Raw genomic sequence first — 25,623 nt, forward strand, 5'->3', positions numbered from 1 at the left:
CCCCATGAGTCAGCGCACCATCTGGGAGGAAGGACGCGAGTCCGGCCGCCATGTTGTCGCGCTCGGATCCGCCACGTCGCTGACGGTGACCTTCGTCGATCTGCTCATCGACGACCAGATCGGCCTGCTCTTCGACTTCGCCTTCGTGGCGATCGCGCTGACGCTCGCGCTGATCGTCAGACCCAGCGACTTCTTCGTGGTCGGCGTGCTCCCACCGCTGATCATGCTCGGCATCTTCATCCTGCTGGCCGCCACCCAGCCCGGGTCGATCGCCGACGCCGGGGACGGCTTCGTCCAAGCCGTGGTCAGCGGCCTCGGACACCACGCGATCAGCCTGTTCATCGGCTACTCCCTGTGCCTGGGCTGCCTGGTGATGCGCCGCCGCGTCCTGAAACAGCGCACCGAGACCCGCGACGAGGTCGAGCGCGAGCGCGCCCTCGCGTCCTAGGGCGATCAGTCCAGCGCCAAGAACCCGGAGACGTCGCCGGCACCCTCACGGATGACCTCGGGCTCGCCGCCGGACCAGTCGATGACCGTGGTCGGCTCGGCCGCGGTCTCACCGGCCTCGATCACGATGTCGACCTGATGGTCGAGCGCCTCCTTGACGTTCCATCCGAAGACCTCCGGCTCGGTCTCGCCGGGCAGGATCAGCGTCGAGGACAGCAGCGGCTCACCGAGCTCCTCGAGCAGCGCCTGCACGACGGCATGCTCGGGGATGCGTACGCCGACGGTCTTCTTCTTCGGGTGCATCAGCCGTCGCGGCACCTCGGGGGTCGCCGGGAGGATGAACGTGTAGGGCCCCGGAGTCGCGTGCTTGATCGCCCGGAAGGCGCTGTTGTCGACGTGGACCATCGTGCCGAGCTGGGCGAAGTCCTTACAGATCAGCGTGAAGTGGTGGCGGTCGTCGAGACCACGGATCCGCAGGATCCGGTCGCGACCGTCCTTGTTGCCGATCCGCGAGCCGAGCGCGTAGCCGGAGTCGGTCGGGTACGCGATCAGCTGGTCGTCACGCAGGGCATCGACGACCTGGCTGATCAGACGGGACTGCGGGTTGTCAGGGTGTACGTCAACGAAGCGGGCCACGGACACGACCCTAGCGCCTCGCGCGGGCCGGTTCCTTCACCAAGGCGCCGAACCTCAGCCGCGCGCTGCGGCCGCCTTCAGGTCCTTGCGGAGCTCGGTGGGCAGCGCGAAGATCAGCGACTCCTCTGCGCTCTTGTGCGCCTTGGCGTCGGGGAAGCCGCGGTCCTTGAGGAACTCGACGACACCCTCGACCAGCTTCTCGGGCACGCTGGCTCCGGAGGTGACCGAGACGCTGCGTACGCCCTCGAGCCAGGACTCGTCGATCTCGCCGGCGTCGTCGACGCGGTAGGCGGCCTTGGCGCCGGCCTCGAGGGCGACCTCGACCAGGCGGACCGAGTTGGAGGAGTTGCCGGAGCCGACGACGATGACCAGGTCGCTGCCCCCGCCGATCTCCTTGACCGCCTGCTGGCGGTTCTGGGTGGCGTAGCAGATGTCGTCGCTGGGCGGGTCGAGCAGCTCGGGGAACTTCGCCCGGAGCGCGGCGACCGTCTCCATGGTCTCGTCGACCGAGAGGGTGGTCTGGGAGAGCCAGACGACCTTGGAGGGGTCGGCGACCTCGACACCGGGTACGTCACCGGGGCCCTCGACGAGCGTGGTCGCCTCCGGCGCCTCACCCATGGTGCCCTCGACCTCTTCGTGACCGGCGTGACCGATCAGCAGGATGCTGTAGCCCTCGCGGGCGAACCGCTTGGCCTCCAGGTGGACCTTGGTGACCAGGGGGCAGGTCGCGTCGATCGTCTTCAGCTCACGCACCGCGGCGTCGGCGTGGACCGCCGGGGAGACGCCGTGGGCGGAGAAGACGACGGTCGCACCCGAAGGCACCTCGTCGAGCTCGTTGACGAACACCGCGCCACGGTTGCGCAGATCGTCGACGACGTGCTTGTTGTGCACGATCTCCTTGCGCACGTAGACCGGCGCACCGTAGAGGTCCAACGCCTCCTCCACGGTGATCACGGCCCGGTCCACTCCCGCGCAATAGCCGCGCGGCTCCGCGAGGAGGACAGCCTTCTCGTCGTCGGAGATCAGGCGTGGGGTGCCGAGGTCGATGCTCATGGCTCCATTCTAGGGACCCGGCCCGAGAACGCCGAGTCGGCTCATCCTGACGCCTGCCCGCGCCGAGTCGGCTCGTCATGACGCGCCGACTCGGCCGGGATCTGGGTCAGGATGAGCCGACTCGGCGGCACTAAGGTGGCTGCCATGGCGTTGGACACCTCCCCCGAGTCGCCCGCTCCGGTGCGGCAGATCGCGAACGCGATCGGCGGCTGGATCGACAAGCTCGGTGCGGTCTGGGTGGAGGGCCAGGTGGCGCAGATGAGCCGACGGCCGGGGATGCAGACCGTCTTCCTGACCCTGCGCGACTCGGTGGCCGACATCTCGGTGCCCGTGACGTGCACCAGGTTCCTGCTCGACAGCCTCAGTCCGCCGCTAGTCGAGGGCGCCTCGGTGATCATCCACGCCAAGCCGTCCTACTACGCCAACCGCGGCACGCTATCGCTGCAGGCCCGCGACATCCGCCCGGTCGGGCTCGGCGCGCTGCTCGCCCGGCTCGAGCAGCGCCGGCAACTGCTGGCTGCCGAGGGGCTCTTCGCCGCCGAGCTCAAGCGGCCGCTCCCCTTCCTGCCGACCAAGGTCGGGCTCCTCACCGCGGCCAACTCCGCGGCCGAACGCGACGTGCTCGAGAACGCGAAGCGACGGTGGCCGCAGGTGCGGTTCGAGGTGGCGTACGCCGCGATGCAGGGCGCCCGCAGCGCCGCCGACGTCGTCGAGAAGCTGCAGCGGCTCGACCGCGACCCCGAGGTCGACGTGATCGTCATCGCCCGCGGCGGCGGTTCGGTGGAGGACCTGCTGCCGTTCTCCGACGAGCACCTGATCCGGGCTGTGCACGCCGCCCGCACCCCGGTCGTCTCCGCGATCGGCCACGAACCCGACTCGCCGCTGCTGGACCTGGCGGCCGACGTACGCGCCTCGACCCCGACCGATGCGGCCAAGCTCGTCGTACCCGACGTGGTCGAGGAGCAGCGGATCGTCGCGACCGGACGCGACCGGCTCCGCGGCGGGATCGCCGCGCTGATCCATCGCGAGCAGACGCTCCTGGACGCGTTGCGTTCGCGGCCGGTGCTGGCCGATCCGCGCTCGCTGATCGACGCCCGTCGCGACGAGGTCATCTCACTGCGCGACCGTGCCCGCCGCACCGTCGGCCACGCCGTCGACCGGGCCGCCGACGACATCGGCCACCATCGTGCCCGCGCTCGCGCGCTCTCACCCCTGGAGACGCTGAGACGGGGGTACGCCGTCGCCCAGGATGCCGACGGACACGTCCTGACGAGCGTCGCCGACGCCGCCGAGGGCGCCGCGGTCAGCCTCCGCCTCGCCGACGGCCGCCTGACGACAACCATCACCTCGATCGAGAAGACCGACCCCAAGGATGACACCGATGACTGACGACAACAGCGACCTGTCCTACGAGCAGGCCCGTGAGGAGCTCGTCGAGGTCGTCCGCAAGCTCGAGGCCGGTGGCATCACCCTCGAGGAGTCCCTGGCCCTGTGGGAGCGCGGCGAGAAGCTGGCCACCCTGTGCCAGGAGTGGCTCGACGGCGCCAGGAAGAAGATCGACGCCGCCATCGCCGACGACTGACGAGACGTCACTCCCGCCGCCCGAAGCGTCACTCCCGTTGGCCGAGTCGTCACAACCCTGCCATCTCGGCCGACGTACGTGACGCCTCGGCCGACGCGGGTGACGTCTCGCTACTTCAGGGGCTCGGTGGTGATGAGGGCGAGGTAGTCGCGTACGTCCCCGTCCTTGGGGCCCCAGAGCATCAAGGTCTGGCCGTCGACCTCGGCCGAGTAGCCGGTGTCGCCGCCGGAGTCGGACCATTCGGTCCAGGTGTCGGCGAGCTCGGTGTCGATGCTGACCTCGTCGCCCTTCGTGGCCTGGGTGTCGACGTTCTTCTGAGCCAGCGCCTGCGCCGAGCGGGAGGAGAGCTCCAGACCGACGTAGGAGGTCTCGCCCTTGACGAACGACATCGTCCAGGCCGGCTCCCCGCCGCCCTGATAGGACGGGTCGGTGTTGGCGTACCAGCCCGAGGGCAGCTCGCGCGGGTAGACGACGTCGAGGTCGGCGACCTGGGCGCTGCGGACGGCCTCGGCCCAGTCGGCCTTGTAGGTCTCGTTGGCGCCGCTGACCTCGCGCTCGAGGTTTCCGCGCCACTGCACGATCAGCACGATCGGGACGACGAGGACGAGCAGGAAGATCATCGACCCGATCAGGGCACCGAACGTGCGTGGGTAGCTGCGCGCCGGGGTCTCCGGCTGCTCGCCCGCCGGCTGACTCGACGGTTGGGCGGGATGCTGCTGATCGGTGTCGCTCACGCCCTCCATGGTCCCACTCGACCGCGAACGCCGCGAAACCTGGAGCCGATGTTCCGCAGATGAGGACATTTGCCCCATGATCGCTCCGCAGATGCGATACTCCTCCGGTGACCACGTACCGTATCGCCGAAGCCGCCGGCCTTCTCGGCGTCAGCGACGACACCGTGCGCCGCTGGATCGACGCGGGACGGATCGAGGCGAGCACGGAGAACGGCCGGGCGGTCATCGACGGCATCGTCCTGGCCGAGCTGGCCTCGGAGCTGGCCGATGCGCCCAACCCGGACCGGGCGAAGGCGGTCAGCGCCCGCAACCGAATGCTCGGGATCGTCACCAAGACCACCCTGGACACGGTGATGGCCCAGGTGGAGATGGTCTGCGGGCCCTACCGCATCGTCTCCCTGATGAGCGCGGAGGCCGCCATCGAGCTGGGTCTCGAGCCCGGCGTCAGCGCGGTCGCATCCATCAAGTCAACCAACGTCGTCGTGGAGCGCCCATGATCAAGAACCCTGGAATCAGTGCCGTCGTCGCGGTGGCGGCCGCCGTCGCGCTCGCCGGCTGCGGGAGCTCGAGCGAAGGGTCGGAGGATCGCGAGCTGACCGTCTTCGCGGCGGCCTCGCTGACCGATACGTTCACCGAGCTGGCCGAGCAGTTCGAGAAGGACCACCCGGGCGTGAAGGTGACCACCAGCTTCGGCGGCTCCTCCGATCTGGTGGCCCAGATCGAGGACGGCGCCCCGGCGGACGTCTTCGCCTCGGCCGACACCAAGAACATGGACAAGCTCGGCGAGCTGGCCACCGACCCGCAGGACTTCGCCTCCAACACGCTCGAGATCGCCACGCCCCCGGGAAACCCGGCCAAGATCACCGCCTTCCAGGATCTCGCCAGGTCAGGCACCAAGGTCGTCGTCTGCGCGGTCGAGGTCCCCTGCGGCAACGCGACCGCTCAGCTCGAGGAGAAGACGGGCGTCGACATCGAGCCGGTCAGCGAGGAGCAGTCGGTCAGCGACGTGCTCGCCAAGGTCACCTCCGGTGACGCCGACGCCGGCCTGGTCTACGTCACCGACGTGACCGCCGCGGGCGAGACCGTGACCGGGGTCGAGTTCGACGAGTCCGACCAGGTCGTGAACACCTACCCGATCAGCACCCTCGACGGAGCCGACGAGGCCGATCTCGCGCAGGAGTTCGTCGACCTGGTGCTGAGCGAGGCGGGACAGAAGGTGCTGAGCGATGCCGGCTTCGGCCAGCCCTGATCTTCTCGGGAGGTCCAGACGGACGGACCGGCAGAGGGGGGTCGGTCCGTCCGTCGGTATGCCACGCTGGCTGTGGTTCCCGGCGGCACTCGCCGCGACGTTCGTCGTGGTCCCGCTCGCCGCGATCATCCTCCGCGTCGACCTGGCGAGCTTCCCGGCGCTGATCACCTCGCCCTCCGCGCTGGAGGCGCTCTGGCTCAGTCTGCGCACCGCCGCGGCCAGCACGGCGTTGTGCATCCTCCTCGGCGTACCTCTCGCGACAGTGCTCGCCCGCACCGACTTCCCGGGCCAGGGTCTGCTGCGCTCCCTGGTGCTTCTCCCGCTCGTGCTGCCACCGGTCGTCAGCGGCCTAGCCCTGCTCTACACCTTCGGCCGCAGGGGCCTCCTCGGCCAGTCACTGGACCTGGTCGGCATCCAGATCACGTTCACCACGCTCGCCGTGGTGTTGGCGCAGACGTTCGTCGCGCTGCCGTTCCTGGTGATCAGCCTCGAGGGAGCGCTGCGCACCAGCGGCACCCGCTACGAGGCGGTCGCGGCCACGCTCGGGGCCCGCCCCACCACGGTCTTCCGCCGCGTCACCCTCCCCCTGGTCGGCCCCGGCCTGCTCTCCGGGTCGGTCCTCGCCTTCGCCCGCTGCCTGGGCGAGTTCGGCGCCACGATCACCTTCGCCGGCAACCTCCCCGGCGTCACGAGCACCATGCCGCTGCAGGTCTACCTGCTCCGCGTCGACGACCCGGACGCTGCGGTCGCGCTCTCGTTGGTGCTGGTGGTCGTCGCGGTCGCCGTGATCGGCTTCGCCCGCCATGGGAGGGCCCTATGAGTTCGCTACATCTGCGTGCGGTGATCCCCCAGCGCGGCATCGACGTCACCCTCGACGTGGCCGCGGGCGAGACCGTCGCGCTCACCGGCCCCAACGGCGCCGGCAAGTCGAGCATCCTCGGCGTGATCGCCGGACTCCTCCGTCCCGACGAGGGAGAGGTACGCCTCGGCGACCGCGTCCTCGACTCCACTCCCCCGCACGCCCGCGGGATCGCGCTCCTGGCCCAGGACCCGCTGCTCTTCCCGCACCTGTCCGTGCTCGCCAACGTCGCCTTCGCACCGCGGGCCCGCGGCGTACATCGTCGGCAGGCCAACGAGCTCGCGACCCGCCACCTCACCGAGATCGGCGCCGAGACGCTCGCCGGGCGCAAGCCGTCCCAGATCTCCGGCGGCCAGGCCCAGCGGGTCGCGGTGGCCAGGGCGCTCGCCGCCGACCCCGAACTGCTCCTGCTCGACGAGCCGATGGCCTCGCTCGACGTCGACGTACGTCCTGCCCTGCGGCAGACGCTCCGCGAAGCCCTCGCGGACAGGACCGCCATCATCGTCACCCACGACGCCGCCGACGCCCGTGCGCTCGCCGACCGGGTGGTGGTGATCGAGCACGGTCACATCGTCGAGGACGGCCCCACCGAGCAGGTTCTGGAGCACCCGCAGTCGGGGTTCGCTGTGAGGCTTGTCTCTGGATCGATCAAGTGACACCGTGGCCGCTCCACCGCGCCCGGCCGATAGATTGACCCCTATGAACGACACCCAGCCGCTCGGCGTCGCCCCCACCGCTCCTGACCGCAACCTGGCCCTGGAGCTCGTGCGCGTGACCGAGGCAGCGGCGATGGCCGCCGCTCGCTGGGTGGGTCGTGGCGACAAGAACGGCGCCGACGGGGTCGCGGTCAACGCGATGCGCACGATGATCTCCACGGTCGCCATGAACGGCACCGTCGTGATCGGCGAGGGCGAGAAGGACAACGCCCCGATGCTCTACAACGGTGAGCAGGTCGGCGACGGCACCGGACCCGACTGCGACGTCGCGGTCGACCCGATCGACGGCACGACCCTGACCGCCAAGGGCATGAGCAACGCCGTCGCAGTGATGGCGGTCGCCCCGCGCGGCAGCATGTACGACCCCAGCGCCGTCTTCTACATGGAGAAGCTGGTCACCGGTCCCGAGGCCGCCGACGTCGTCGACATCCGCCTCCCCGTCGCCGAGAACATCGCCGCGGTGGCCAAGGCGAAGGACACCAAGGCCTCCGACATCACCGTGATCGTGCTCGACCGGCCGCGCCACGACAAGATGGTCGAGGAGATCCGCGAGACCGGCGCCCGGATCAAGTTCATCGTCGACGGCGACGTCGCCGGCGCGATCTCGGCCGCCCGTGCCGGCTCCGGAGCCGACCTGCTGATGGGCATCGGCGGCACTCCCGAGGGCATCGTCGCCGCGTGCGCGATGAAGGCGCTCGGCGGCACCATCCAGGGCCGGCTGTGGCCCAAGGACGACGAGGAGCGCCAGCGCGCCCTCGACGCCGGCCACAACCTGGACCCCGACTTCGTGCTCCACACCGACGACCTGGTCACCGGTGACGACTGCTTCTTCGTCGCGACCGGCATCACCGACGGCGACCTGATGCGGGGCGTGCAGTACCTCCCCCACGGCGCCATCGTCACCGACTCCCTGGTGATGCGCAGCCGCTCGGGCACGATCCGCAAGGTCACCTCGGAGCACCAGCTCGCCAAGCTCCAGGCCTACAGCGCCATCGACTTCTGAGCTCGCCCGGCGCTTGCGCCGGGCGAACGCGAAGAGATCGAGCGAGGCCCGTTTCGGCGAGCTTGCTCGCCGAAACGACAGCCGGGTCGAGATCTACCCTTCGCGGAGACAGGGCCCCACGGCTGATGCCGGACCAGAGACGCGGCAAGGACCTCCCGGTCCTTGCCGCGTTTCTCGTTCTTCTTTCTCGTCTCCGAAGCAACCGCCCGTGGTGCCGATTTGTTGCTATCTTGTGGTGCGACACGAGCATTGATGAGCGTCTCAGGTGTATGTCATTCGGGAGGCATCGACGTGACGGACCCATTCTTCGCTGCGCTGCGGGCACGTCGCCCGGACGTCGACATCGTGATCCTTCCGGCAGAGGACCCTCCCGGGCCCTCCCCCGAGGCGACAGCCGATGAGCTGAGCCGGTCGGCAGAGGTGGTGGACGCAACCGTCGCGGCGATCGCCGCGCGCATGCCGGAGCCGACCTCCGACGGGCCGCGCTGGGAGACGTACGCCAGCAAGAAGCTGCGCCGCTGGGCCCAGCTCGAGGCTCGAGCAGCTGACGGCGACGCGATCCTGGCCGGCCTCGATCAGAGCTTCCGAGACGCGAGGTGGCACTCCGACGTGGCGGTGAAGGCGTTCCACCGATGGACCGCCTCACAGTCGGACGTCGAGATCGTCGGCACCTGGTCCGGGAGCCATCGCGGACTCGTGGTGACGGTGACCGGCCGGGTTCTCCGTCCCGCTGCGGACGTGCTGGAGGCGTTGACATGACGCTGCACGTCGAGCCCGGCAAGGTCCAGTCCACGGCTGCCGCGTGGGATACGGAGAACCTTCACCTCACCGCCGCGGCGAAGCAGCTCCACGGTGTCGGCACCGGCGGGTTCACCCCCACCGTGGCGAGCCTGGTCGGACAGTTCGTCGAGGCGTGGGAGGCGATCGCCACAGAATCCGCGCGCGTCTCCGAGTCCCAGGCCGACGGGCTGAGAAGGACGGCGATCGACATCCTCCGGACCGACGCGACGACGGACATCAACGCATCCTTGGTGCTGAGCAGCATCAAGGAGCTCCGGTGACCATCACCATCTCCTTACCGCCGAAGCCCAGCGAGACCCCCGAGTTCACCGCGGACGGGCAGAAGGTCCGCGAAGCGGGGACCACCCTGCGCACCTCCTCATCGATCTTCGACGACCATGGCTCGTTCGCGGGCGGGAAGGCCAAGGAATCCGGCCTCCTCGACGGCCGGTCGGCCGCCGCGTACGCGCAGGCGCTCAGCCCCGTCGGCAAGCATGCAGACGCCTGCTCGCTGGCGCTGCGCGCCGCGGCCAACGCCGTCCTGGGCCACGGCGACGAACTGGTCGACCTCAGGAAGCGTCATCAGCAGCTCGAGGGCGACCGGGAGCACCTGGCCCGCCAGGTCGACGCGCTCATCGCTCGGGCGAATCCGCTACCCACCGACGAGGCCGAGCTGCAGATCCTCAAGTCGGACTGCGAGCGCTGCTCCAGCCAGGTCGAGGCGTACGAATCCGATCTTGTGAGCTGGACCGAGGATCTCGAGGCCAGCGAGGAGAAGGTCGCGGCTGCGCTCCGCGATGCGATGACCGAGCAGCAGGTCGACCAGAAGTACGGCGGGGTGGCCGATCCCGCGGACGCCGCCAGGGACTCGATGCCGTCGGGCAACGATCCCAAGTCGGTCAAGGCGTGGTGGGACGGCCTCACCGAGGAGCAGCGAGCGGCCATGACCGCTGCCTACCCCGAGATCGTGGGCAATACAGACGGCATCCCCGCGGCCGCCCGCAGCGATGCGAACACGATCTCGCTCGACCGCGACCTCGCCGAGCTCGGCGCGATGCCCGAGGACCAGCGCACCGACGACGAGCGGACCCGCTACGACAACGCCCGGGCCGCCGAGGAAGCACGGCGGAGGATCTCGAAGAGTATCGACCCGATCACGGGCGAGAACTACGTGCCGCAGATCTACGCCTACGATCCAATGGCGTTCGATGGTGACGGTGCAGTCGCGATGGCAGTCGGTGACCTGGACACGGCCGACAACGTCTCGGTGAACGTCCCCGGCCTCACCACCGACATGGAGGCCGCCGGCGACAACGCCCAGAACGCCATCAACCTCCAGCAGGCAGCGGCGTTCGAAGGCGGAACCAGCACCGCCACGATGTTCTGGATCGGCTATGACGCTCCCAGCGGTGCCGACTCGGTCGGGGTCGCCGCCGAAGGCATGGCCACCGCTGGCGGCGAACGTCTCGCCGACACCCTCGACGGGCTCAACGCCATGCGCTCCGACGACTTCCACCTCACCGCCATCGGCCACAGCTACGGGTCCACCACCGTCTCCCACGCCATGACCGACCATCACCCCGGTGCCGACGACGTCGTCCTGCTGGGCAGTCCTGGCGCGGGCGACGATGCCGACTCTGCCGACGACCTGGGCATCGGGTCGGGACACGTCTTCGTCGGTACGAACAGCGAGGACCTCGTCGGCCGGTTGGGGCAGACCGGATGGGTCAGCCCCGCAGCCATCGGCGCGGGTGTGCTCACCGGCCCCCTCGGCGGCGCCGCCGCCCAGATGGCCGGCGCCGGCCTCGGCCACAACCCGGCCGAGGACGACTTCGGTGCCGTACGCTTCCAGGCCGAGAGCACCAGCAGAGGGTCGATCCCCAACATCGACGACCACGTCAAGTACTACGACCATGACACGGAGTCACTCGCCAACATGGCCCACATCGTCAACGGCCAGTACGACGAGGTCGTGCGCGCCGGACAGGTGCACGACCCGTGGTACCGCGACCCGGTCGACCCCGAGACCGACCGAACGCCAACCAGCCCGAACACGGACGGCAGATGACCGCCCGGGCATCGGTCGCCATGGCGGCGGCACTGATGATCCTGGTTGCCGGAGGATGTGGCGCAGTGAACGACGAGACCTACGCGAAACTGGAACGACAGCGAGACGACGTGCTCGGCTGGGCGCGCGATCTGTCCTCCGTCGCCGAGGCGACCCTTGCCGCGTCCCCGGAGGATGCGACGCAAAGTTACGACGGGGTGGCCAGGTCGGGCGCCTCGGACCGGTTCAAGTCCTATAAGTACGACATCCAGGCGCGGTTCATCACCGAGCAACAAGATCCCCTGGCTGCGTTGAGCGATGACCTCGCTTCGTACGACCCCACGTTGACCACCTCGAACGCACTACGGCTCTCGCACGGCGAGCTGACGGCTTTCTTCCAGACCTATCCGAAAGGTCCCGGAAGGGTCGGCATGTTCGTCGAAGGGCCTGCGATCGAGATCGACCACGACCAGATCCGCGACTGGGACGGCTTCGTCGTCGGTGAACCGGTCGACCTGCAATGATCACCCGGTAAAGTCTGCGTATGACCACCGCCGCCGAGCCGACCGAGTCCACCGCCTTCCTCCCCGGAGGGGTCGAGCTGGCGTACGACACGTTCGGCAGTCCCGGTGCTGATCCGCTGCTGCTGATCATGGGTCTCGGCGGCCCGATGACCTGGTGGAACACCGAGCTGTGCGAGCAGCTGGCCGAGGCCGGGTTCTACGTGGTCCGCTACGACAACCGTGACATCGGCCACTCCTCGCCGCACCCGTCCGACGAGCGGATCACGCTCGCGAGGCTGGCCCGCGCGTTCGTGGGCCTGCCGACCCCGTCGCCGTACGCCATGGATGACCTCGCCGACGACGCGGCCGCGCTGCTGACCCATCTCGGCATCGACTCCGCGCACGTGTGGGGTGTGTCGATGGGCGGGATGATCGCCCAGACCATGGCCATCCGCCACCCCGACCGGGTGCGCTCGGTCTGCTCGATGATGTCCACCACCGGGCGTCGCCGCGTCGGCTTCCAGCACCCGACCCTGCTGCCCGCGCTGGTCATCAAGAAGCCCGGCCTGGAGGGCTACATCGAGCGCCAGATCAAGGGCGGTGTCCAGATCGGCTCCCCCGGTTTTCCGGAGCCCGAGGACGAGGTACGTCGGCGGGCGATCGACACCTGGAACCGCGGCGTCAGCGGCCCGGCCGTCGCGCGGCAGATGCTCGCCGTGCTCACCCAGCCCGACCGCACCGAGGACCTCGGGCAGATCAAGGTCCCGTTCAGCGTGATCCACGGCCTGACCGACAAGATGGTCCACGTCTCCGGCGGCCGGGCGACCGCCGCGGCCGTCCCCGGCGCCGAGATCACCCTGTTCAAGGGCATGGGCCACGACCTGCCCCGAGAACTGTGGCCCGCCTTCATCAAGGTCGTACGCCGCACGGCCGACCGGGCCGCCGACCGCACCGTCACCGCGTAGCGGTGCGCGCCACGGTCCCCGAGGGCGAGTCGGGCTCGCTGCTCGCGAGGGCGCTCGCGGACGTCGCCGAGCCTGTCGAGGACGAGGCGGTGACCGCGAAGCTCCTCGACGCCGCCGCGGAGCAGTTCCGCCGGATCGGGATCAGGCGGACCACCATGGAGGAGGTCGCGAAGCGCGCTGGGGTCGCCCGGATCACCGTCTACCGCCGCTTCGCCAACAAGGACGCGCTGGTCGAGCAGGTCGTACGCCGCGAGTTCCGGCGCTACTTCGACCAGTTCGTGCTCGACATCGCCGATGCCGCCGACGCCGCCGAGCGCGTCGAGATCGGCTTCGCCAGCGCGATGCGGGCGATCCGCGGCAACCCGCTGATCGGGGGCCTGCTCACCGTCGAGACCGACTCGCTGGTGCACTCGATCCTCGGCGACGGCGGCCGCACCGTGGCCACGATCGCGCACTTCGTCGCCGGCCAGCTGCGGCGCGAGCAGCGGGCCGGCAACGTACCCGCGGAGGTCGAGGTCGACCTCGTCGCCGAGCTGATGGTCCGCACCTCGACCTCGTTCCTGGTCACTCCGAGCGAGGTCGTCGACATCGACGACGAGGCGCAGCTGCGCGCGCTCGCCCGGCTGTTCCTGGTGCCGCTGATCGCACCCACCGGCCGCCCGGGATAGACCCCGCAGAATCGCCCTCGCTCCCGCCCCGGGGATACCGTGAGCACCATGCACGACCACGGCTCCCTGCCCGCGCTCGGTTGGTCCGAGTTCTTCACCACCTGGAGTCTCCAGCCCGGCTGGCTGCTCGCCGTGGTCATCCTCGCCGCGGGCTATCTCACGCTCCGCAACGCCGCCGGTCCGGCCTCGACGGTCAAGGGCTGGCGGGTGGCGTCGTTCCTGACCGGGCTCGGCCTGATGTACGTCGTGGTCGCCTCGGCCATCAACGGCTACGCGATGGCGCTGGCCTGGATGCACATGGTGCTCCACCTGACGCTGATCATGGTCGTGCCGACGCTCCTCGTGCTCGGGCACCCGCTCACCGTCATCGCCGAGACCGGCCCGCGGGCGGAGCGGGCGATGCGCTCGCTCCCGGTCACCATCCTGATCCACCCGATCACCGGCACCCTGCTCTACTCGGTGGTCATCATCGGCACCCACCTGTCCGGGTTCATGGACTCGATGGCGCAGAGCGAGCCGCTGATGGTCGGCGAGCAGGTGCTCTACGTCGTCGCCGGCTTCCTCTTCCTCACCAGCACGATCGGCGAGGAGAAGGTACGCCCCGACCTGCCCTACCTGGGCCGGATCGCGCTCCTCGTCGTCGGCATGGTGCCCGACACGATCGTGGGGATCGTGATGCTGCAGACAGAGCGCGTCCTCTACCCGGTCTACTCCGCCGCACGGCCCGACTGGGCGCCCGACGCAGTGGGCGACATCCAGACCGCCGGCGGCCTGATGTGGGCCGGCGGCGACGGCGGCATGATGCTGCTCGCCATCGGGCTGGTCATCGCCGTCGTCACCTCAGCCGAGCGGCGGGCAAAGATGACCGGCCGTTTCCTCGACGGTGTACGCAGCAGCCGGCTCGCCGAGGAGAGCGCCCGCGGCTCTGCCAATGATGGGACGAAGGGCCCCGTCGAGCCGGGATCCGTGGATCCCGACAGCGACGAGGCCCTCGATGCCTACAACGCGATGCTGGCTCGGATGAACCAGCAGCACTGAGTGCGTCGGCCGGCGCTCAGTTGACGCGCAGGCCCGACTCGGTGTCGAAGACGTGGACGTCCTCGGGGTCGGTGGTGACGTAGATCGTGTCGCCCTTGCTGACGTGGTCCTTGGAGGAGACCCGGACGATCAGGGTCGACGGCACACCCTCGACGTCGCTGGTGCCGTAGACGTAGGAGTCGGAGCCGAGCTCCTCGACGACGGTGACCTGGACCGGCAGCCCGCCCTGGCCCTCGCCGATGACCCGGAAGCTCTCCGGGCGCACGCCGATGGTGATCTCGCGGGGCAGGTCGGAGGCACCGACGGGGACGACGTACTCCCCGATCTTGGCGCCGCCGTCGGCCGAGGTGGCCTTGATCAGGTTCATCTGCGGCGAGCCGATGAAACCGGCGACGAAGAGGTTGACCGGCTTGCGGTAGAGGTTGAGCGGGGTGTCGACCTGCTGCAGCTCACCGTTGCTCATCACCGCGACGCGGTCGCCCATCGTCATGGCCTCGACCTGGTCGTGGGTGACGTAGACGGTGGTGATGCCGAGGTCGGCCTGGAGCTTGGCGATGTCGGTGCGGGTCTGCACGCGCATCTTGGCGTCGAGGTTGGAGAGCGGCTCGTCCATGCAGAAGACCTGCGGCTGGCGGACGATCGCGCGGCCCATCGCGACGCGCTGGCGCTGACCACCGGAGAGCGCCTTCGGCTTGCGGTCGAGGTAGTCGGTCAGGCCCAGGGTCTTGGCGGCCTCGGCGACGAGCTTGTCGCGCTCGGCCTTCGGGACCTTGGCCATCTTCAGCGAGAACGCCATGTTCTCGGCGACGCTCATGTGCGGGTAGAGCGCGTAGTTCTGGAAGACCATCGCGATGTCGCGGTCCTTGGGCGCCACGTTGGTGACCTCACGGTCGCCGATCCTGATGGCACCCGAGTTGACCTCCTCCAGCCCGGCGAGCATGCGCAGGGTGGTGGTCTTACCGCACCCGGACGGGCCGACGAGCACCATGAACTCGCCGTCCTTGATCTCGAGGTCGATGCCCTTGACCGCGGGCTCGGCGGCGCCCGCGTACCAACGCTGCGCCTTCTCAAAACTGACTGTTGCCATGATTCCGTTGTCTCCTTCACCGGCAGGTACGTGCCGGACGATCCGTTGTGAAGTGACCGAGGACACATTTCCTCGGCGGAGACACCATAGCCCAGATCAGGTATCAGCGGGTCAAAGCCCGGCACACAGCTGGTGCGCAACCGTCGTAGGCGTTGAGCCGGCGCATCAGGTCGCGGGCATACGGCTTCGCGTGGTCCTCGGCGAAGACGTTGCGGTCCTCCCACGGCCGGTCGTAGCGGTAGAGCTCGTAGGCGTGGTCGGTGCCCCTCCAGGACTTGTCCAGGTCGAACCGGACCAGCAGCCCCTGCGAGCCGCGCACCGCGAGGTAGGACGGGATGATGTCGATGGTGCCGCCCGAGCCCTTGTCGAGGTCGACCTCACCGGGGTGCGACTTGGCGTAGGTGTGCTCGAAGAAGGCGTACCGCCCGCCCGGCAGCCGCGGCCGGCTCAGGGTGTCGGCGAAGGAGCTGCCGGAGACGTAGGCCGGGGTCGGGGCGCCGGCGATGTCCAGGAACGTCGGCGCGAGGTCGATGTTGTTGACGAACTGGCTGCGCTTGCCGGGCACCACGTCGGGCCCGACGACGACCATCGGGACACGGGTGTCGGAGTCGTACGGCGCGCCCTTGCCGCCGTTGAGCTGGTGCTGGCCGAGGTGGAAGCCGTTGTCGGAGGTCAGCATGATGTAGGTGTCCTCGCCTGCGGCCTCGCGCACCTGGGTGATCATCCGGTCGATCGACTGCACCATCCGGGCGCGGTCGCGGTACTGGCTCAGCGCCGTCTCGTCGCTCAGCGAGACCTTGTTGGTGCGCCAGGCCGGCGCCTGCGACGTACGTCCCCCGCGGCCGAGGTAGGTCGGCGCGTTGTCCGAGCGGTCGTCGCCGTAGCCGACCAGGTCCTTCAACGTGAGGTCGGCGCACTCGACCCGGCCGCAGTTGCCGCCCGCGGGGTCGCCGGCCGGCGCCTGGTCGGCGAACGCGGCCGGGAACCAGGTCTCCAGCCCCGGGTAGTGGTGACCGAGCCGGGAGTGCGGCCCGTAGGCGGCGATCTCGAGGAAGTAGGGCTCCTCGTCGTCACGGTGCGCGTTGATGAAGTCCAGGGCGTAGTCCCGGGTGACGTTCGTGGCGTACGCGGCGTCCTTCTCCTGCGTGGAGGCGCTCCGCGCGGGCTGCGGGTGGTTGTGCAGCTGCACCTCGCCGGCGCTGTCGAGGTAGGTGCTCTGGTAGCCCCAGCCGCCGTAGGCGCCGCCGAGCAGCGCGTTGAAGGTGTCCCATCCGGGCACCGTCGGCGGCGGGGTCCGCTTGCCGTCGGGGCCGACGGTGGCCTCGTAGGCGTTGATGTACTTCCCCACGAACCCGGTCGTGTAACCGGCCTCCTGCAGCCCAATGCTGAACTGCTTCTCGAGGTTGCCGTAGCGCTGGAACGCCGACCATCCGCCGACCGGGTGCTCGGGGTCGTTCTGGGTGTTGGTGAGGACCTTGGTGTGGTGCGGGGTCTGCCCGGTCAGCAGCGCCGCGCGCGAGGGGCAGCACAGCGAGTCGATGACGAAGGAGTTCTGGTACGTCGCGCCCTCGGCCGCCATCCTGGTCGCCTCCGGCATCGTGCGGAGCAGCTCCAGGGAGAAGTCGTCCATCAGGATCAGCACCATGTTGGGGCGCTCGTCCGTCGTCGCGGCCAGCTCCGCCGCAGGTTCCTCGACCGGCGCGGCCGACGGGTCGGCGGCGCCGGCGACGGTCTTAGGCCCGACGACGAGGAGCCCGGCGACGAGGGCCACGACCGCGAGGAGCCCGGCGCCCAGCAGTGCGCTCCACTTCGGATTCATCCCGAGACTCCTTTGTCTATTATTTAACTGCACTATATCCGATTCAGACGAGGTTAGCGCCTCGTTTCCAGGCACGCCGAAATGGGTCCGCAGAGCGGACCTGGAGGGACGCACGCGGCCCCGAGCTGTTGCTCAGTGCAGCTCGTGCGGCGGCGGCATCTTCAGATGCCTGGAGCCCTTCGCTTCCTTCAGCGGCTTGCGGATGACGGTGACGCCACCCATCAGGGCCAGGCCCTTCACCCGCAGCACCGGACCGCCGGTCGGCTCGATCCCGCGCGGACCGACGTAGCCGCCCATGATCCCGACTCCCTGCATCACGACCTGGACGTCGGGGCCGACGGTGATGTTGACCCCGCCCATGATCGCGTTGGCGTAGATCACGGTCTCCTGCGCGGAGAACTGCGCCTGACGCATGTCGAGCTCGGCACCGCCCATCAGCGCGATCACGTTGCCGGTCGCCGGCACGGTCCAGACCCCGCGCCGGTCGACGCCGCTCATGATCGCGACGTAGAGCTGGCTCTCGATCGGGGTCTGCGCGTAGACCGCAGGGCTGTTCCCGGTGGCGGGCTTGGTCACCGGCACCGGAAGCGACGGGGTCCCCGCCGCGGGCAGGTCGACGGTGATCGGGATCAGGTCGGCGTACGTCTTGGCCTTGAAGGTCGCCTCGAGGCGGTCGTCGAGCTCGTCGATCTCCAGACGTCCCTCGCCCGCGGCCTCGCGCAGGATGTCGGCCACCTTGTGGCGGTCGGCATCGCTGATCCGGAGGTTCGGATCAGGATTCTGGCCGCGGAATGGCTCGGGGGTCGTTCCCATGGGGCGAATGCTAGTGGGGGCTTGCGAGAAACGCTTCGACAATCCCCCCGATGGCCGTCACTCCAGGCCGAGATGCTGCTTCAGCGTGCGCTTCGGCGGACGCGGACCCCGGCGCTTGACGGTCACGTCGCCGAGCACCGCGATACCGCGTACCCGCACGACCGGCGAGTCCGCGGCGAGCGCCTCGGGCACCTTCTCCGACGGCTCCTTGAACTCACCGAGGACGCCGTTGCCCTCCACGATCACGTGCACGTTCGGTGGCACGGTGACCTTGACGCTGCCCAGGACGGAGGTGGCACTGATGACCACCTCACGGGCGGAGTAGTGCGCCTCGCGCAGGTCGATGTTGGCGTCGCCCAGCACCGCGTTGACCGAGAAGTGCTGGGGAACCACCCACACACCCTTGCGCTCGACGTTGCTCAGGAACGCGCTGGCGCTGTCGTTCGCATCGCCCTCGCCGTAGACGACCGGAACCGCGCCGGCGGCAGGCGCCGCGGGCATCGCCGGTGCCCGCCCCGCGACCGGCAGATCCTGCGTGATCGGCTCCAGGTCGGCGTACGTCTTGGCCTTGAAGGTCTCCTCGAGCCGCTCCTCGAGCTCGTCGATGTCCAACCGGCCCTCGCCCGCGGCCTCGCGCAGGATGTCGGCCACCGCGTGGCGGTCGGCGTCGCTGACGCGGAGGTCGGCGCGGCGGGGCTGGCCGGGGTGTGGTTCAGGGAGTCCCATGATCGTTGATGCTATCGGCGCACGCCGGATCCGTCTCTCGGGTTCAACCCTGATTCTTTACTCCGAGGACACTTACCAGCGGGTGCGTACCCCAGTAAATAGTGCGTACTCCCCCGGCCCGGCGAGGTCCGCCAGCATGGACGACGTGCCTGATTCGAATCGAAACCCCACCCACACGACCGACATCACCGTGCTCGGCCTCGGCGCGATGGGCAGCGCTCTGACAGCCGCGCTGCTCGACGCCGGCCGCTCCGTGACCGTCTGGAACCGCACCGCCGGCCGTGCCTCGGAGCTGGTGGGGCGCGGCGCCGGTGCCGCGGACACGGTCGCCGAGGCGGTGCTGGCGAGCCCCGTGGTCATCGCCTGCCTGCTCGATCACTCCTCCGTCGCGGAGACCCTTCACCTGGCCGCCGGCGAACTGCGCGGCCGCACCCTGGTCAACCTCACGACCACGACGCCGAACGAGTCCCGTGCGCTCGCCTCCTGGGCGGCCGAGCACGGCGTCGACCACCTCGACGGCGCCATCATGGCCGTGCCCGCCATGATCGGGTCCCGCGCGGGTCAGATCTTCTACAGCGGCTCGCGAGCCGCGTACGACGCCCTCCTGCCGACGCTCGAGGTCTGGGCCACGAGCGAGTTCCACGGCCAGGACGCGGGGCGGGCGTCGCTGGTGGACCTGGCCATGCTGTCGGGGATGTACCAGATGTTCACGGGCTTCTTCCACGGTGCCGCCATGGCGGCCACCATGGGGATGAGCGCGTCGGACTTCGCCGCCCGGCAGGCGCCGTTCCTCGCCGCCATGACCGAGGAGCTCGCGGGCTACGCGAAGGTCGTCGATGGCGGCGACTACGCCGTTCCCGGCCAGCAGAGCCTGGAGTTCTCCGACCTCTCGCACATCGTCCGCGCCAGCGAGGAGGAGGGGGTCGCCCCCTCCCCCATCGCTGCCGTCCAGGCACTGATCAGCGGACAGATCGCTGCAGGACACGGCTCGGAAGGACTCGCGAGGATCTATGAGAGCCTGCGGTCGGGCTCGTAGCCGGCAGGTCAGTCGGCGAGCGGGAGATACACGCGGCTCCCTGCTGCCGCGAACTCCTTCGACTTCTCCAGCATGCCCGCCTCGATCTCCTCGGGCGACGCGCCGTTCTCGCCTCCGAAGCGGTCGCGTACGTCCTGGCTGATCTTCATCGAGCAGAACTTCGGGCCGCACATGGAGCAGAAGTGAGCGGTCTTGGCGTTCTCGGCCGGCAGGGTCTCGTCGTGGAAGCTCTCCGCGGTGACCGGGTCCAGCGAGAGGGCGAACTGGTCGCGCCAGCGGAACTCGAAGCGGGCCTTGGAGAGCGCGTCGTCGTGGTCACGGGCACCGGGGTGGCCCTTGGCGATGTCCGCGGCATGGGCGGCCAGCTTGTAGGTGATCACGCCGGTCTTCACGTCGTCCCGGTCCGGCAGGCCGAGGTGCTCCTTGGGCGTGACGTAGCAGAGCATCGCGGTGCCGTGCATCGCGATCGTGGCCGCACCGATGGCGCTGGTGATGTGGTCGTAGCCGGGTGCGATGTCGGTGGCGAGCGGGCCCAGCGTGTAGAACGGCGCGCCGTGGCACCACTCCTGCTGGAGGTCCACGTTCTCCTTCACCAGGTTGAGCGGGACGTGGCCGGGGCCCTCGACCATGACCTGTACGTCGTGCTCCCAGGCCCGCTCGGTCAGCTCGGCGAGCGTTCGGAGCTCGGAGAGCTGGGCCTCGTCGTTGGCGTCGGCGGTGCTGCCGGGGCGGAGGCCGTCACCGAGGGAGAAGGCGACGTCGTACTGCTTGAAGATCTCGCACAGCTCGTCGAAGTGGGTGTAGAGGAAGCTCTCCTGGTGGTGCGCGAGGCACCAGCCGGCCATGATCGAGCCGCCGCGGGACACGATGCCGGTGACGCGGTTGGCGGTGAGCGGGACGTATCGCAGCAGGACTCCGGCGTGGATCGTCATGTAGTCGACGCCCTGCTCGGCCTGCTCGATGACGGTGTCCCGGAACACCTCCCAGGTCAGCTTGTCGGCCTCGCCGTTGACCTTCTCCAGGGCCTGGTAGATCGGGACGGTGCCGATCGGGACGGGGCTGTTGCGCAGGATCCACTCGCGGGTGGTGTGGATGTCGTCACCGGTGCTCAGGTCCATCACCGTGTCGGCGCCCCAGGTGATCGCGTGGGTGAGCTTGTCGACCTCCTCGGCGATGCTGCTGGTGACCGCGGAGTTGCCGATGTTGGCGTTGATCTTCACCAGGAACCGCTTGCCGATGATCATCGGCTCGGACTCGGGGTGGTTGACGTTGTTCGGGATGATCGCCCGGCCCGCCGCCACCTCTTCGCGGACCAGCTCGGCGTCGCAGCTCTCGCGCACCGCGACGTAGGCCATCTCCTTGGTGATGATCCCCTTTCTCGCGTAGTGCATCTGGGTGACGTTCTCGCCCCGGCGCGGCGCGCGGCGCTCGCCCTGCCACTCCTGGCGGGCCTCGCCGCGGCGTACGGCTGCCTTGCCGTTGTCCACCAGCTCGGTCCGGCGGCCCTCGTAGGTCTCGGTGTCCTGGCGCTCCTCGATCCACTCGTCGCGGCGCGGCGGGAGCCCCTGCTCCGGATCGGATCCGGGGCCCTCGGTGCAGTAGCGGTCGAAGGTCTCGCCGTTGGTGAGCGCGACCCGGGTCACCGGGACCTTCAGGTCGCCGAGCTCCAGGCGGGTGTGGGCGGGGTGGACGGTCATGCGGTCTCCTTGGTGTGAGCGATCGGTCCTCGGCCACGGCCGAGGGTCCAGTGCTGGCTTCTGGTGAGCTGTCGGGTGACGTACGCAGCGGCCTGCTCCGCCGCATCTCGCAACGGAGCGCCGTGGGCGAGGTGGGCGGCCAGGGCCGAGCTGTAGGTGCACCCGGTGCCGTGGTCGTTCTTCGTCGGGACGGCGGGATGCGTGAGCGGGATCGGCGGTCTCCCCGGCTCTGCGAACCAGTCGGTGCAGGTGCCGGTTGCCTCCGGGTCGCCACCGGTGACGATCACCGCCGACGTCGCGCTCGCCAGCTCCGCGGCGATCTCCTCGGGCGATCCGTCGTGACCCGCCAGGGCCCGGGCCTCGTCGAGGTTGGGAGTGACGACGGTGGCGACGGGGAGCAGGTGGTCGAGGTAGGCGCGGCGTACGTCCTCCCCGCCGAGCACGGCACCGGAGGTGGCGACCAGGACGGGGTCCACGACGAGAGGCCGACCGGCGCAGAGGCGCGCGACGAGCTCGACCGCATCGGCACTGCCGAGCATGCCGGTCTTGACCGCCGCGACGGGGAGGTCGTCGAAGACGGCGTGGAGCTGGGCCTCGACGGTGGCGACCGGGACGGCGTGGATGTCGCTGACCCCGGTCGTGTCCTGAGCGGTGACGGCGGTGATCACGCAGGCTCCGTGGACCCCGAGCGCGGCGAAGGTGGCGAGATCGGCCGCCGTACCCGCCGCTCCCCCGGAGTCGGTGCCCGCCACGGTGAGCGCGACGGGCGGGTTCATGAGGTCACCGCCGTCGTGGCGAGGGCGGCGAGGAGGTCCCGCACGACCTGTCCTGGCTCTTCGGCACGCATCACCGCGCCCATCACGGCGACACCGTGGGCACCGGCGGCGACCGCCTCGGCGGCGTTGTCCGGGGTGATCCCGCCCAGGGCGTACGTCGGGAGCGCCAGGTCGCGGAACGGCTCGGGCCCGAGCGGAGGCCCGTAACCGGGCTTGGACTCGGTCAGTGAATAGGGACTGAGCATCGCGTAGCCGAACCCGTCCTCGGCCGCCTGGGCGACCTCGGCGGGGCTGTGGCAGCTGCGGCCGAGGTGTAACACGCTGTTACACCGACTATCCGGTCGTTCGGATGGGGCGAGTAGTCCTACGAACGACGTGTTACAGCTCCCCGCGGCCGGCAGCTGAAGGCCGACCGCGGCAGGGAGAGGGGTGTGGGCGGCGATCACGACGAGCCCGAGCGCGGCGAGCGCTTCGGCCAGACCGGCCCGCTGCTCCGGCGACTCGTCGAGCTCGCGGAGCACCACATGGGTCAGGCCCGCCTCCGCGCACTCGGCCAGGGTCGGGAGCAGGCCGCGGCCGAGGCGGAGCTGGGAGCGGTCAGTGAGGACGAGCAGTCGCGGCAGGGCGTTCATGCGATCCGGCCCTCCATCGGCGAGGAGGCCCTGGCGACCGCCTGCCGCGGGATCCGTCCGGCACCGCGGGCGGTCCGGCCGGCCTCGACCGCCAGCCGCAGGGCGCGGGCCATCCCGACCGGGTCGTCGGCACGGGTCACCGCGGTGGCGGCGAGGACCGCGGAGCAGCCGAGCTCCATCGCCAGGGCCGCGTCCGAGGCCGTCCCGACACCGGCGTCGAGCACGACCGGCACCGACACCGCCGCCACGACCGCCTCGATCGCATAGGGGTTCAGCAGCCCCAGCCCCGACCCGATCGGCGAGCCGAGCGGCATCACCGCCGCGCAGCCGGCGTCCTCGAGCCGGCGGGCGAGGACCGGGTCGTCGGTGGCGTACGGGAGGACGGTGAAGCCCTTGCGCACGAGCAGCTCGGCGGCCTCGACGAGCTCGACGGCGTCGGGCATCAGCGAGGTCTCGTCGCCGATCACCTCCAGCTTCACCCAGTCGGTCTCCAGCGCCTCGCGGGCGAGCTCGGCGGTCAGCACCGCCTCGCGTGCCGAGAGACAGCCGGCGGTGTTGGGCAGGATCGGCACCTTCGCCGCGCGCAGCGTCTCGAGCAGCCCGCCGGCGGCCGTCGAGGACGTACGCCGCATCGAGACCGTCACCAGTCCGGGCTCGGCCGCGTCGATGACGTCCGGGAGCAGGGCCAGGTTGGGCAGGCCGCCGGTGCCGAGGAAGAGGCGTGAGGACAGCTCGCGCCCGGCGATCTTGAGCACGCTACTCATCCGCCCTGCACCGCCGTCACGATCTCGATGACCTGACCGTCCTGGAGCGGCCATCGCGCCCACTCGTCGCGCGGCACGATCTCTTCGTCCACGGCGACGGCGATGCCGCTCGGCCGCCGGTCGCCGGTCCTGGCCTCGAGCAGGTCCGCGACGGTGCCGCTGACCTCCACCGGCTCGCTGTTCACGGTGATCCTCATCCGTCCTCCTTCATCCGGAACCGACGCGGATCGACCGCGGGTTCCACTGACCCTGTCTCGACGTGATCGGCCACCAGCCGCGCGATGAGCGGCGCCAGCAGGACCCCGTTGCGGTAGGCGCCCGCGGCGAGCACGACGCCCGGCTCGTGGGTCGGGCCGACCAGCGGGAGGTTGTCGGCGGTTCCCGGGCGGTCCCGCGAGGTCGCCTCCACCACGCTCGCCCGGTCGAGCGCCGGCACCACCCGGCGGGCGGAGTCGAGCAGCCGCCACACGCCCTCGACGGTAGGCAGCAGCGGGCCGTCACGCTCCTCGGTGGTCGCCCCGATGACCACCTCGTCGCTGTCGATCCGCGGCACCACGTAGATCTGCTCGCCGTGCGCCCAGGCGCGCACCGTCCGCTCCACCCGCTCCTGCGTCCGCACGCGCACCACGTCGCCGCGCACCCGGCGGATGAGGGAGGAGTACGGAGCGGGGAGATGCGCTCCTGTGGCGATGACCGTCACGTCAGCGGCTGTGTTGGTTTCGACACCGGCTCGCTGGCGCTCACCGGGCTCAACCATCGAGCCGCTAGGCGGAGGCGTGTCGAGACCAGCACGGTCCCCGACCCGCGCGAGCAGCGCCGCGACGACCGCGCGCGGGTCGACGGAGTGGTCCTCGGCGAGGAAGGCGCCTCCGGCGACCCGGCCGAGGCCGGGTTCGCGGGCGAGCAGCTCGCGGCGTAGGAGCCTCTCGTAGGAGACCCCGGCGAGATCGAGCACCGCGAGCTGCCGCTCGACCTGCTGGACGTCCCCGGCGTCGACGCCGACCAGCAGCGTCCCGCGGGTGTGCACCGGCACCCCGAGCCGATCGGCGAACCCGGGCCAGAGGGCCAGCGACGACAGGCACAGTCGGGTCAGCGACTCCTCGCCGTACCAGGCCTCGCCGGCCGGGCTGAGCATGCCTGCCGCGGCGTAGGACGCACCCGAGCCCGGCGCCGGATCGACCACCGTGACCTCATGCCCCCTGCGGATCAGCTCGTCGGCCACGGAGAGGCCGACGATCCCGGCACCGAGGATCCGCACCCGCATCAGCCGACGGCTTCCACGAGCTCCTTCGCGGCTCGGCATGGGTCGGGTTGTCGCCAGAGCCCGCCGATCACGGCGACCCCGTGGGCGCCGGCGGCGCGTACTGCCCCTGCCGAGGGCGTCGAGATCCCGCCGATCGCGATCAGCGGGAGGACACCGGCGGCATCTGTGACGGCGGAAACGCCCAGCGGGTCGGGGAGCCCGGCCTTGGAGGTGGTGGCGAAGACCGGCCCGAAGCCGGCGTAGTCCGCCCCCGCGGCGGCGGCCGCCTCGACCGCGGCACGGTCCCGGCAGGTCGCGCCGATGACCAGCCCCGGAGCGACCGCGTCGGCGATCCGCCGGGCCTCGGCCGGCGGAAGGTCCGAGGCCCCGAGGTGGACGCCGTGCGCCCCGGCCGCGAGCGCCACGTCGAGCCGGTCGTCGACGATCACGCAGGCGTCATACGTCCCGACCCGCTCGATCACGGTCGCCGTCAGCGCGAGCAGCTCCCGCGTCGTCGCGGACTTGTCGCGGACCTGGAAACCGGCGACGCCGGCCTCGGCGAAGGCGGGCAGCAGGGCAAGGTCATCGCTCGATGAGACCAGGGCGAAAATACGTGGGAGAAGCACAACCAATCACTTCCTTCGCCGGCATGATCCGGATCAGGTGTAACGGTCGGAGCGGCTCCAGCTCCCTCTCAGCCCGCTGCCGCGGACTCCCGTGTGGACGTCTCCGACCATAGCGCGCACCTTC

Annotated in this window: 30 protein-coding genes and 1 riboswitch; of the genes, 16 read left to right on the forward strand and 14 right to left on the reverse strand. The window is 70.1% G+C overall.

Translation table 11 applies throughout. The annotated features are described in order from the left end of the window. Window positions 1-4: 4 nt before the first annotated feature. The gene (locus BLT25_RS21220) at window positions 5-448 is read left to right on the forward strand and encodes a DUF6542 domain-containing protein (protein ID WP_091050222.1); all 444 of its coding nucleotides are present in this window, start codon (window positions 5-7) and stop codon (window positions 446-448) included. A 5-nt stretch (window positions 449-453) separates the two neighbouring features. Here BLT25_RS21220 and BLT25_RS21225 read toward each other — a convergent pair whose 3' ends face one another. Further along, complete coding sequence (locus BLT25_RS21225) at window positions 454-1,083, reverse strand: L-threonylcarbamoyladenylate synthase (protein WP_091050805.1); 630 nt, start codon at window positions 1,081-1,083, stop codon at window positions 454-456. 54 nt (window positions 1,084-1,137) lie between these two features. Continuing rightward, complete coding sequence (locus tag BLT25_RS21230) at window positions 1,138-2,136, reverse strand: 4-hydroxy-3-methylbut-2-enyl diphosphate reductase (RefSeq protein WP_091050225.1); 999 nt, start codon at window positions 2,134-2,136, stop codon at window positions 1,138-1,140. Window positions 2,137-2,280: 144 nt separating this feature from the next. On the opposite strand from BLT25_RS21230, the gene xseA reads away from it, so the two are divergent. Both xseA and BLT25_RS21240 read left to right on the forward strand, forming a co-directional pair. Next, the gene (xseA, locus tag BLT25_RS21235) at window positions 2,281-3,525 is read left to right on the forward strand and encodes an exodeoxyribonuclease VII large subunit (RefSeq protein WP_091050228.1); all 1,245 of its coding nucleotides are present in this window, start codon (window positions 2,281-2,283) and stop codon (window positions 3,523-3,525) included. Continuing rightward, window positions 3,509-3,718: an exodeoxyribonuclease VII small subunit gene (locus BLT25_RS21240; RefSeq protein WP_091050231.1), complete on the forward strand. Its 210-nt coding sequence runs from the start codon at window positions 3,509-3,511 to the stop codon at window positions 3,716-3,718. Before xseA ends, BLT25_RS21240 begins: the two co-directional genes overlap by 17 nt. A gap of 110 nt (window positions 3,719-3,828) precedes the next feature. Here the strand turns inward: BLT25_RS21240 and BLT25_RS21245 are convergent, their stop codons facing one another. After that, on the reverse strand, window positions 3,829-4,452 hold the full coding sequence (locus BLT25_RS21245) for a DUF4245 family protein (RefSeq protein ID WP_176884126.1): 624 nt from the start codon (window positions 4,450-4,452) through the stop codon (window positions 3,829-3,831). Between the two features lie 107 nt (window positions 4,453-4,559). Here BLT25_RS21245 and BLT25_RS21250 point away from each other — a divergent pair, with 107 nt between their 5' ends. The 12 genes from BLT25_RS21250 to BLT25_RS21305 all read left to right on the forward strand — a co-directional run bounded on the left by BLT25_RS21250 (window position 4,560) and on the right by BLT25_RS21305 (window position 14,280). After that, entirely contained in the window at window positions 4,560-4,949 is a 390-nt protein-coding gene (locus BLT25_RS21250) for a TOBE domain-containing protein (RefSeq protein WP_091050235.1), read from the forward strand. Next, window positions 4,946-5,701, forward strand: coding sequence for a molybdate ABC transporter substrate-binding protein (gene modA / locus BLT25_RS21255; RefSeq protein ID WP_091050237.1), 756 nt, complete (start codon window positions 4,946-4,948; stop codon window positions 5,699-5,701). Before BLT25_RS21250 ends, modA begins: the two co-directional genes overlap by 4 nt. Window positions 5,702-5,759: 58 nt before the next feature. After that, entirely contained in the window at window positions 5,760-6,521 is a 762-nt protein-coding gene (locus BLT25_RS21260) for an ABC transporter permease (protein ID WP_091050240.1), read from the forward strand. Further along, window positions 6,518-7,216: a sulfate/molybdate ABC transporter ATP-binding protein gene (locus tag BLT25_RS21265; RefSeq protein ID WP_091050242.1), complete on the forward strand. Its 699-nt coding sequence runs from the start codon at window positions 6,518-6,520 to the stop codon at window positions 7,214-7,216. The genes BLT25_RS21260 and BLT25_RS21265 overlap by 4 nt, the downstream gene beginning before the upstream one ends. A gap of 43 nt (window positions 7,217-7,259) precedes the next feature. Next, complete coding sequence (gene glpX / locus BLT25_RS21270; protein ID WP_091050246.1) at window positions 7,260-8,279, forward strand: class II fructose-bisphosphatase; 1,020 nt, start codon at window positions 7,260-7,262, stop codon at window positions 8,277-8,279. Between the two features lie 291 nt (window positions 8,280-8,570). Then, a complete protein-coding gene (locus BLT25_RS21275; RefSeq protein WP_091050247.1) occupies window positions 8,571-9,038 on the forward strand; it encodes a hypothetical protein in 468 nt (155 codons plus the stop codon). Next, window positions 9,035-9,340: a hypothetical protein gene (locus tag BLT25_RS21280; RefSeq protein WP_091050250.1), complete on the forward strand. Its 306-nt coding sequence runs from the start codon at window positions 9,035-9,037 to the stop codon at window positions 9,338-9,340. The genes BLT25_RS21275 and BLT25_RS21280 overlap by 4 nt, the downstream gene beginning before the upstream one ends. Next, entirely contained in the window at window positions 9,337-11,127 is a 1,791-nt protein-coding gene (locus BLT25_RS21285) for an alpha/beta hydrolase (RefSeq protein WP_091050251.1), read from the forward strand. Before BLT25_RS21280 ends, BLT25_RS21285 begins: the two co-directional genes overlap by 4 nt. Continuing rightward, window positions 11,124-11,630, forward strand: a complete 507-nt coding sequence (locus BLT25_RS21290; RefSeq protein WP_143033812.1) for a hypothetical protein — start codon at window positions 11,124-11,126, stop codon at window positions 11,628-11,630. The genes BLT25_RS21285 and BLT25_RS21290 overlap by 4 nt, the downstream gene beginning before the upstream one ends. A gap of 20 nt (window positions 11,631-11,650) precedes the next feature. Continuing rightward, entirely contained in the window at window positions 11,651-12,574 is a 924-nt protein-coding gene (locus BLT25_RS21295) for an alpha/beta fold hydrolase (RefSeq protein WP_091050257.1), read from the forward strand. 2 nt (window positions 12,575-12,576) lie between these two features. Next, complete coding sequence (locus BLT25_RS21300; protein ID WP_091050258.1) at window positions 12,577-13,242, forward strand: TetR/AcrR family transcriptional regulator; 666 nt, start codon at window positions 12,577-12,579, stop codon at window positions 13,240-13,242. Window positions 13,243-13,290: 48 nt separating this feature from the next. After that, window positions 13,291-14,280, forward strand: a complete 990-nt coding sequence (locus BLT25_RS21305) for a cytochrome c oxidase assembly protein (protein ID WP_091050261.1) — start codon at window positions 13,291-13,293, stop codon at window positions 14,278-14,280. 16 nt (window positions 14,281-14,296) lie between these two features. On the opposite strand, the gene BLT25_RS21310 is transcribed toward BLT25_RS21305, so the two are convergent. From BLT25_RS21310 to BLT25_RS21325, 4 genes are all read right to left on the reverse strand, one after another. Beyond that, a complete protein-coding gene (locus tag BLT25_RS21310; RefSeq protein ID WP_091050265.1) occupies window positions 14,297-15,367 on the reverse strand; it encodes an ABC transporter ATP-binding protein in 1,071 nt (356 codons plus the stop codon). Window positions 15,368-15,470: 103 nt separating this feature from the next. After that, window positions 15,471-17,186, reverse strand: coding sequence for a sulfatase-like hydrolase/transferase (locus BLT25_RS21315; RefSeq protein WP_091050267.1), 1,716 nt, complete (start codon window positions 17,184-17,186; stop codon window positions 15,471-15,473). A 132-nt stretch (window positions 17,187-17,318) separates the two neighbouring features. Beyond that, window positions 17,319-17,999 (reverse strand): DUF1707 SHOCT-like domain-containing protein, encoded by a 681-nt coding sequence (locus BLT25_RS21320; RefSeq protein WP_091050269.1) that lies wholly within the window; start codon window positions 17,997-17,999, stop codon window positions 17,319-17,321. Window positions 18,000-18,056: 57 nt separating this feature from the next. Then, entirely contained in the window at window positions 18,057-18,725 is a 669-nt protein-coding gene (locus tag BLT25_RS21325) for a DUF1707 SHOCT-like domain-containing protein (RefSeq protein ID WP_091050272.1), read from the reverse strand. 136 nt (window positions 18,726-18,861) lie between these two features. On the opposite strand from BLT25_RS21325, the gene BLT25_RS21330 reads away from it, so the two are divergent. Then, window positions 18,862-19,761 (forward strand): NAD(P)-dependent oxidoreductase, encoded by a 900-nt coding sequence (locus BLT25_RS21330; RefSeq protein WP_091050274.1) that lies wholly within the window; start codon window positions 18,862-18,864, stop codon window positions 19,759-19,761. A gap of 8 nt (window positions 19,762-19,769) precedes the next feature. Here BLT25_RS21330 and thiC read toward each other — a convergent pair whose 3' ends face one another. The 7 genes from thiC to thiE form a co-directional block, all read right to left on the reverse strand. After that, on the reverse strand, window positions 19,770-21,458 hold the full coding sequence (thiC, locus tag BLT25_RS21335) for a phosphomethylpyrimidine synthase ThiC (RefSeq protein WP_091050276.1): 1,689 nt from the start codon (window positions 21,456-21,458) through the stop codon (window positions 19,770-19,772). After that, on the reverse strand, window positions 21,455-22,234 hold the full coding sequence (gene thiD / locus BLT25_RS21340) for a bifunctional hydroxymethylpyrimidine kinase/phosphomethylpyrimidine kinase (protein WP_091050278.1): 780 nt from the start codon (window positions 22,232-22,234) through the stop codon (window positions 21,455-21,457). Before thiD ends, thiC begins: the two co-directional genes overlap by 4 nt. Further along, window positions 22,231-22,866: a thiamine phosphate synthase gene (locus BLT25_RS21345; RefSeq protein WP_091050280.1), complete on the reverse strand. Its 636-nt coding sequence runs from the start codon at window positions 22,864-22,866 to the stop codon at window positions 22,231-22,233. The genes thiD and BLT25_RS21345 overlap by 4 nt, the downstream gene beginning before the upstream one ends. Continuing rightward, a complete protein-coding gene (locus tag BLT25_RS21350; protein WP_091050282.1) occupies window positions 22,863-23,630 on the reverse strand; it encodes a thiazole synthase in 768 nt (255 codons plus the stop codon). Before BLT25_RS21350 ends, BLT25_RS21345 begins: the two co-directional genes overlap by 4 nt. Beyond that, window positions 23,627-23,827, reverse strand: coding sequence for a sulfur carrier protein ThiS (gene thiS, locus BLT25_RS21355; protein WP_091050285.1), 201 nt, complete (start codon window positions 23,825-23,827; stop codon window positions 23,627-23,629). The genes BLT25_RS21350 and thiS overlap by 4 nt, the downstream gene beginning before the upstream one ends. Beyond that, window positions 23,824-24,894 (reverse strand): glycine oxidase ThiO, encoded by a 1,071-nt coding sequence (gene thiO / locus BLT25_RS21360; RefSeq protein WP_176884128.1) that lies wholly within the window; start codon window positions 24,892-24,894, stop codon window positions 23,824-23,826. The genes thiS and thiO overlap by 4 nt, the downstream gene beginning before the upstream one ends. Continuing rightward, the gene (thiE, locus tag BLT25_RS21365; RefSeq protein ID WP_176884130.1) at window positions 24,894-25,499 is read right to left on the reverse strand and encodes a thiamine phosphate synthase; all 606 of its coding nucleotides are present in this window, start codon (window positions 25,497-25,499) and stop codon (window positions 24,894-24,896) included. The genes thiO and thiE overlap by 1 nt, the downstream gene beginning before the upstream one ends. Further along, window positions 25,493-25,602: riboswitch (TPP riboswitch) on the reverse strand. It overlaps the preceding gene by 7 nt. Window positions 25,603-25,623: the final 21 nt, after the last annotated feature.

The organism is Nocardioides sp. YR527, assembly GCF_900101045.1.
Lineage (GTDB): Bacteria > Actinomycetota > Actinomycetes > Propionibacteriales > Nocardioidaceae > Nocardioides.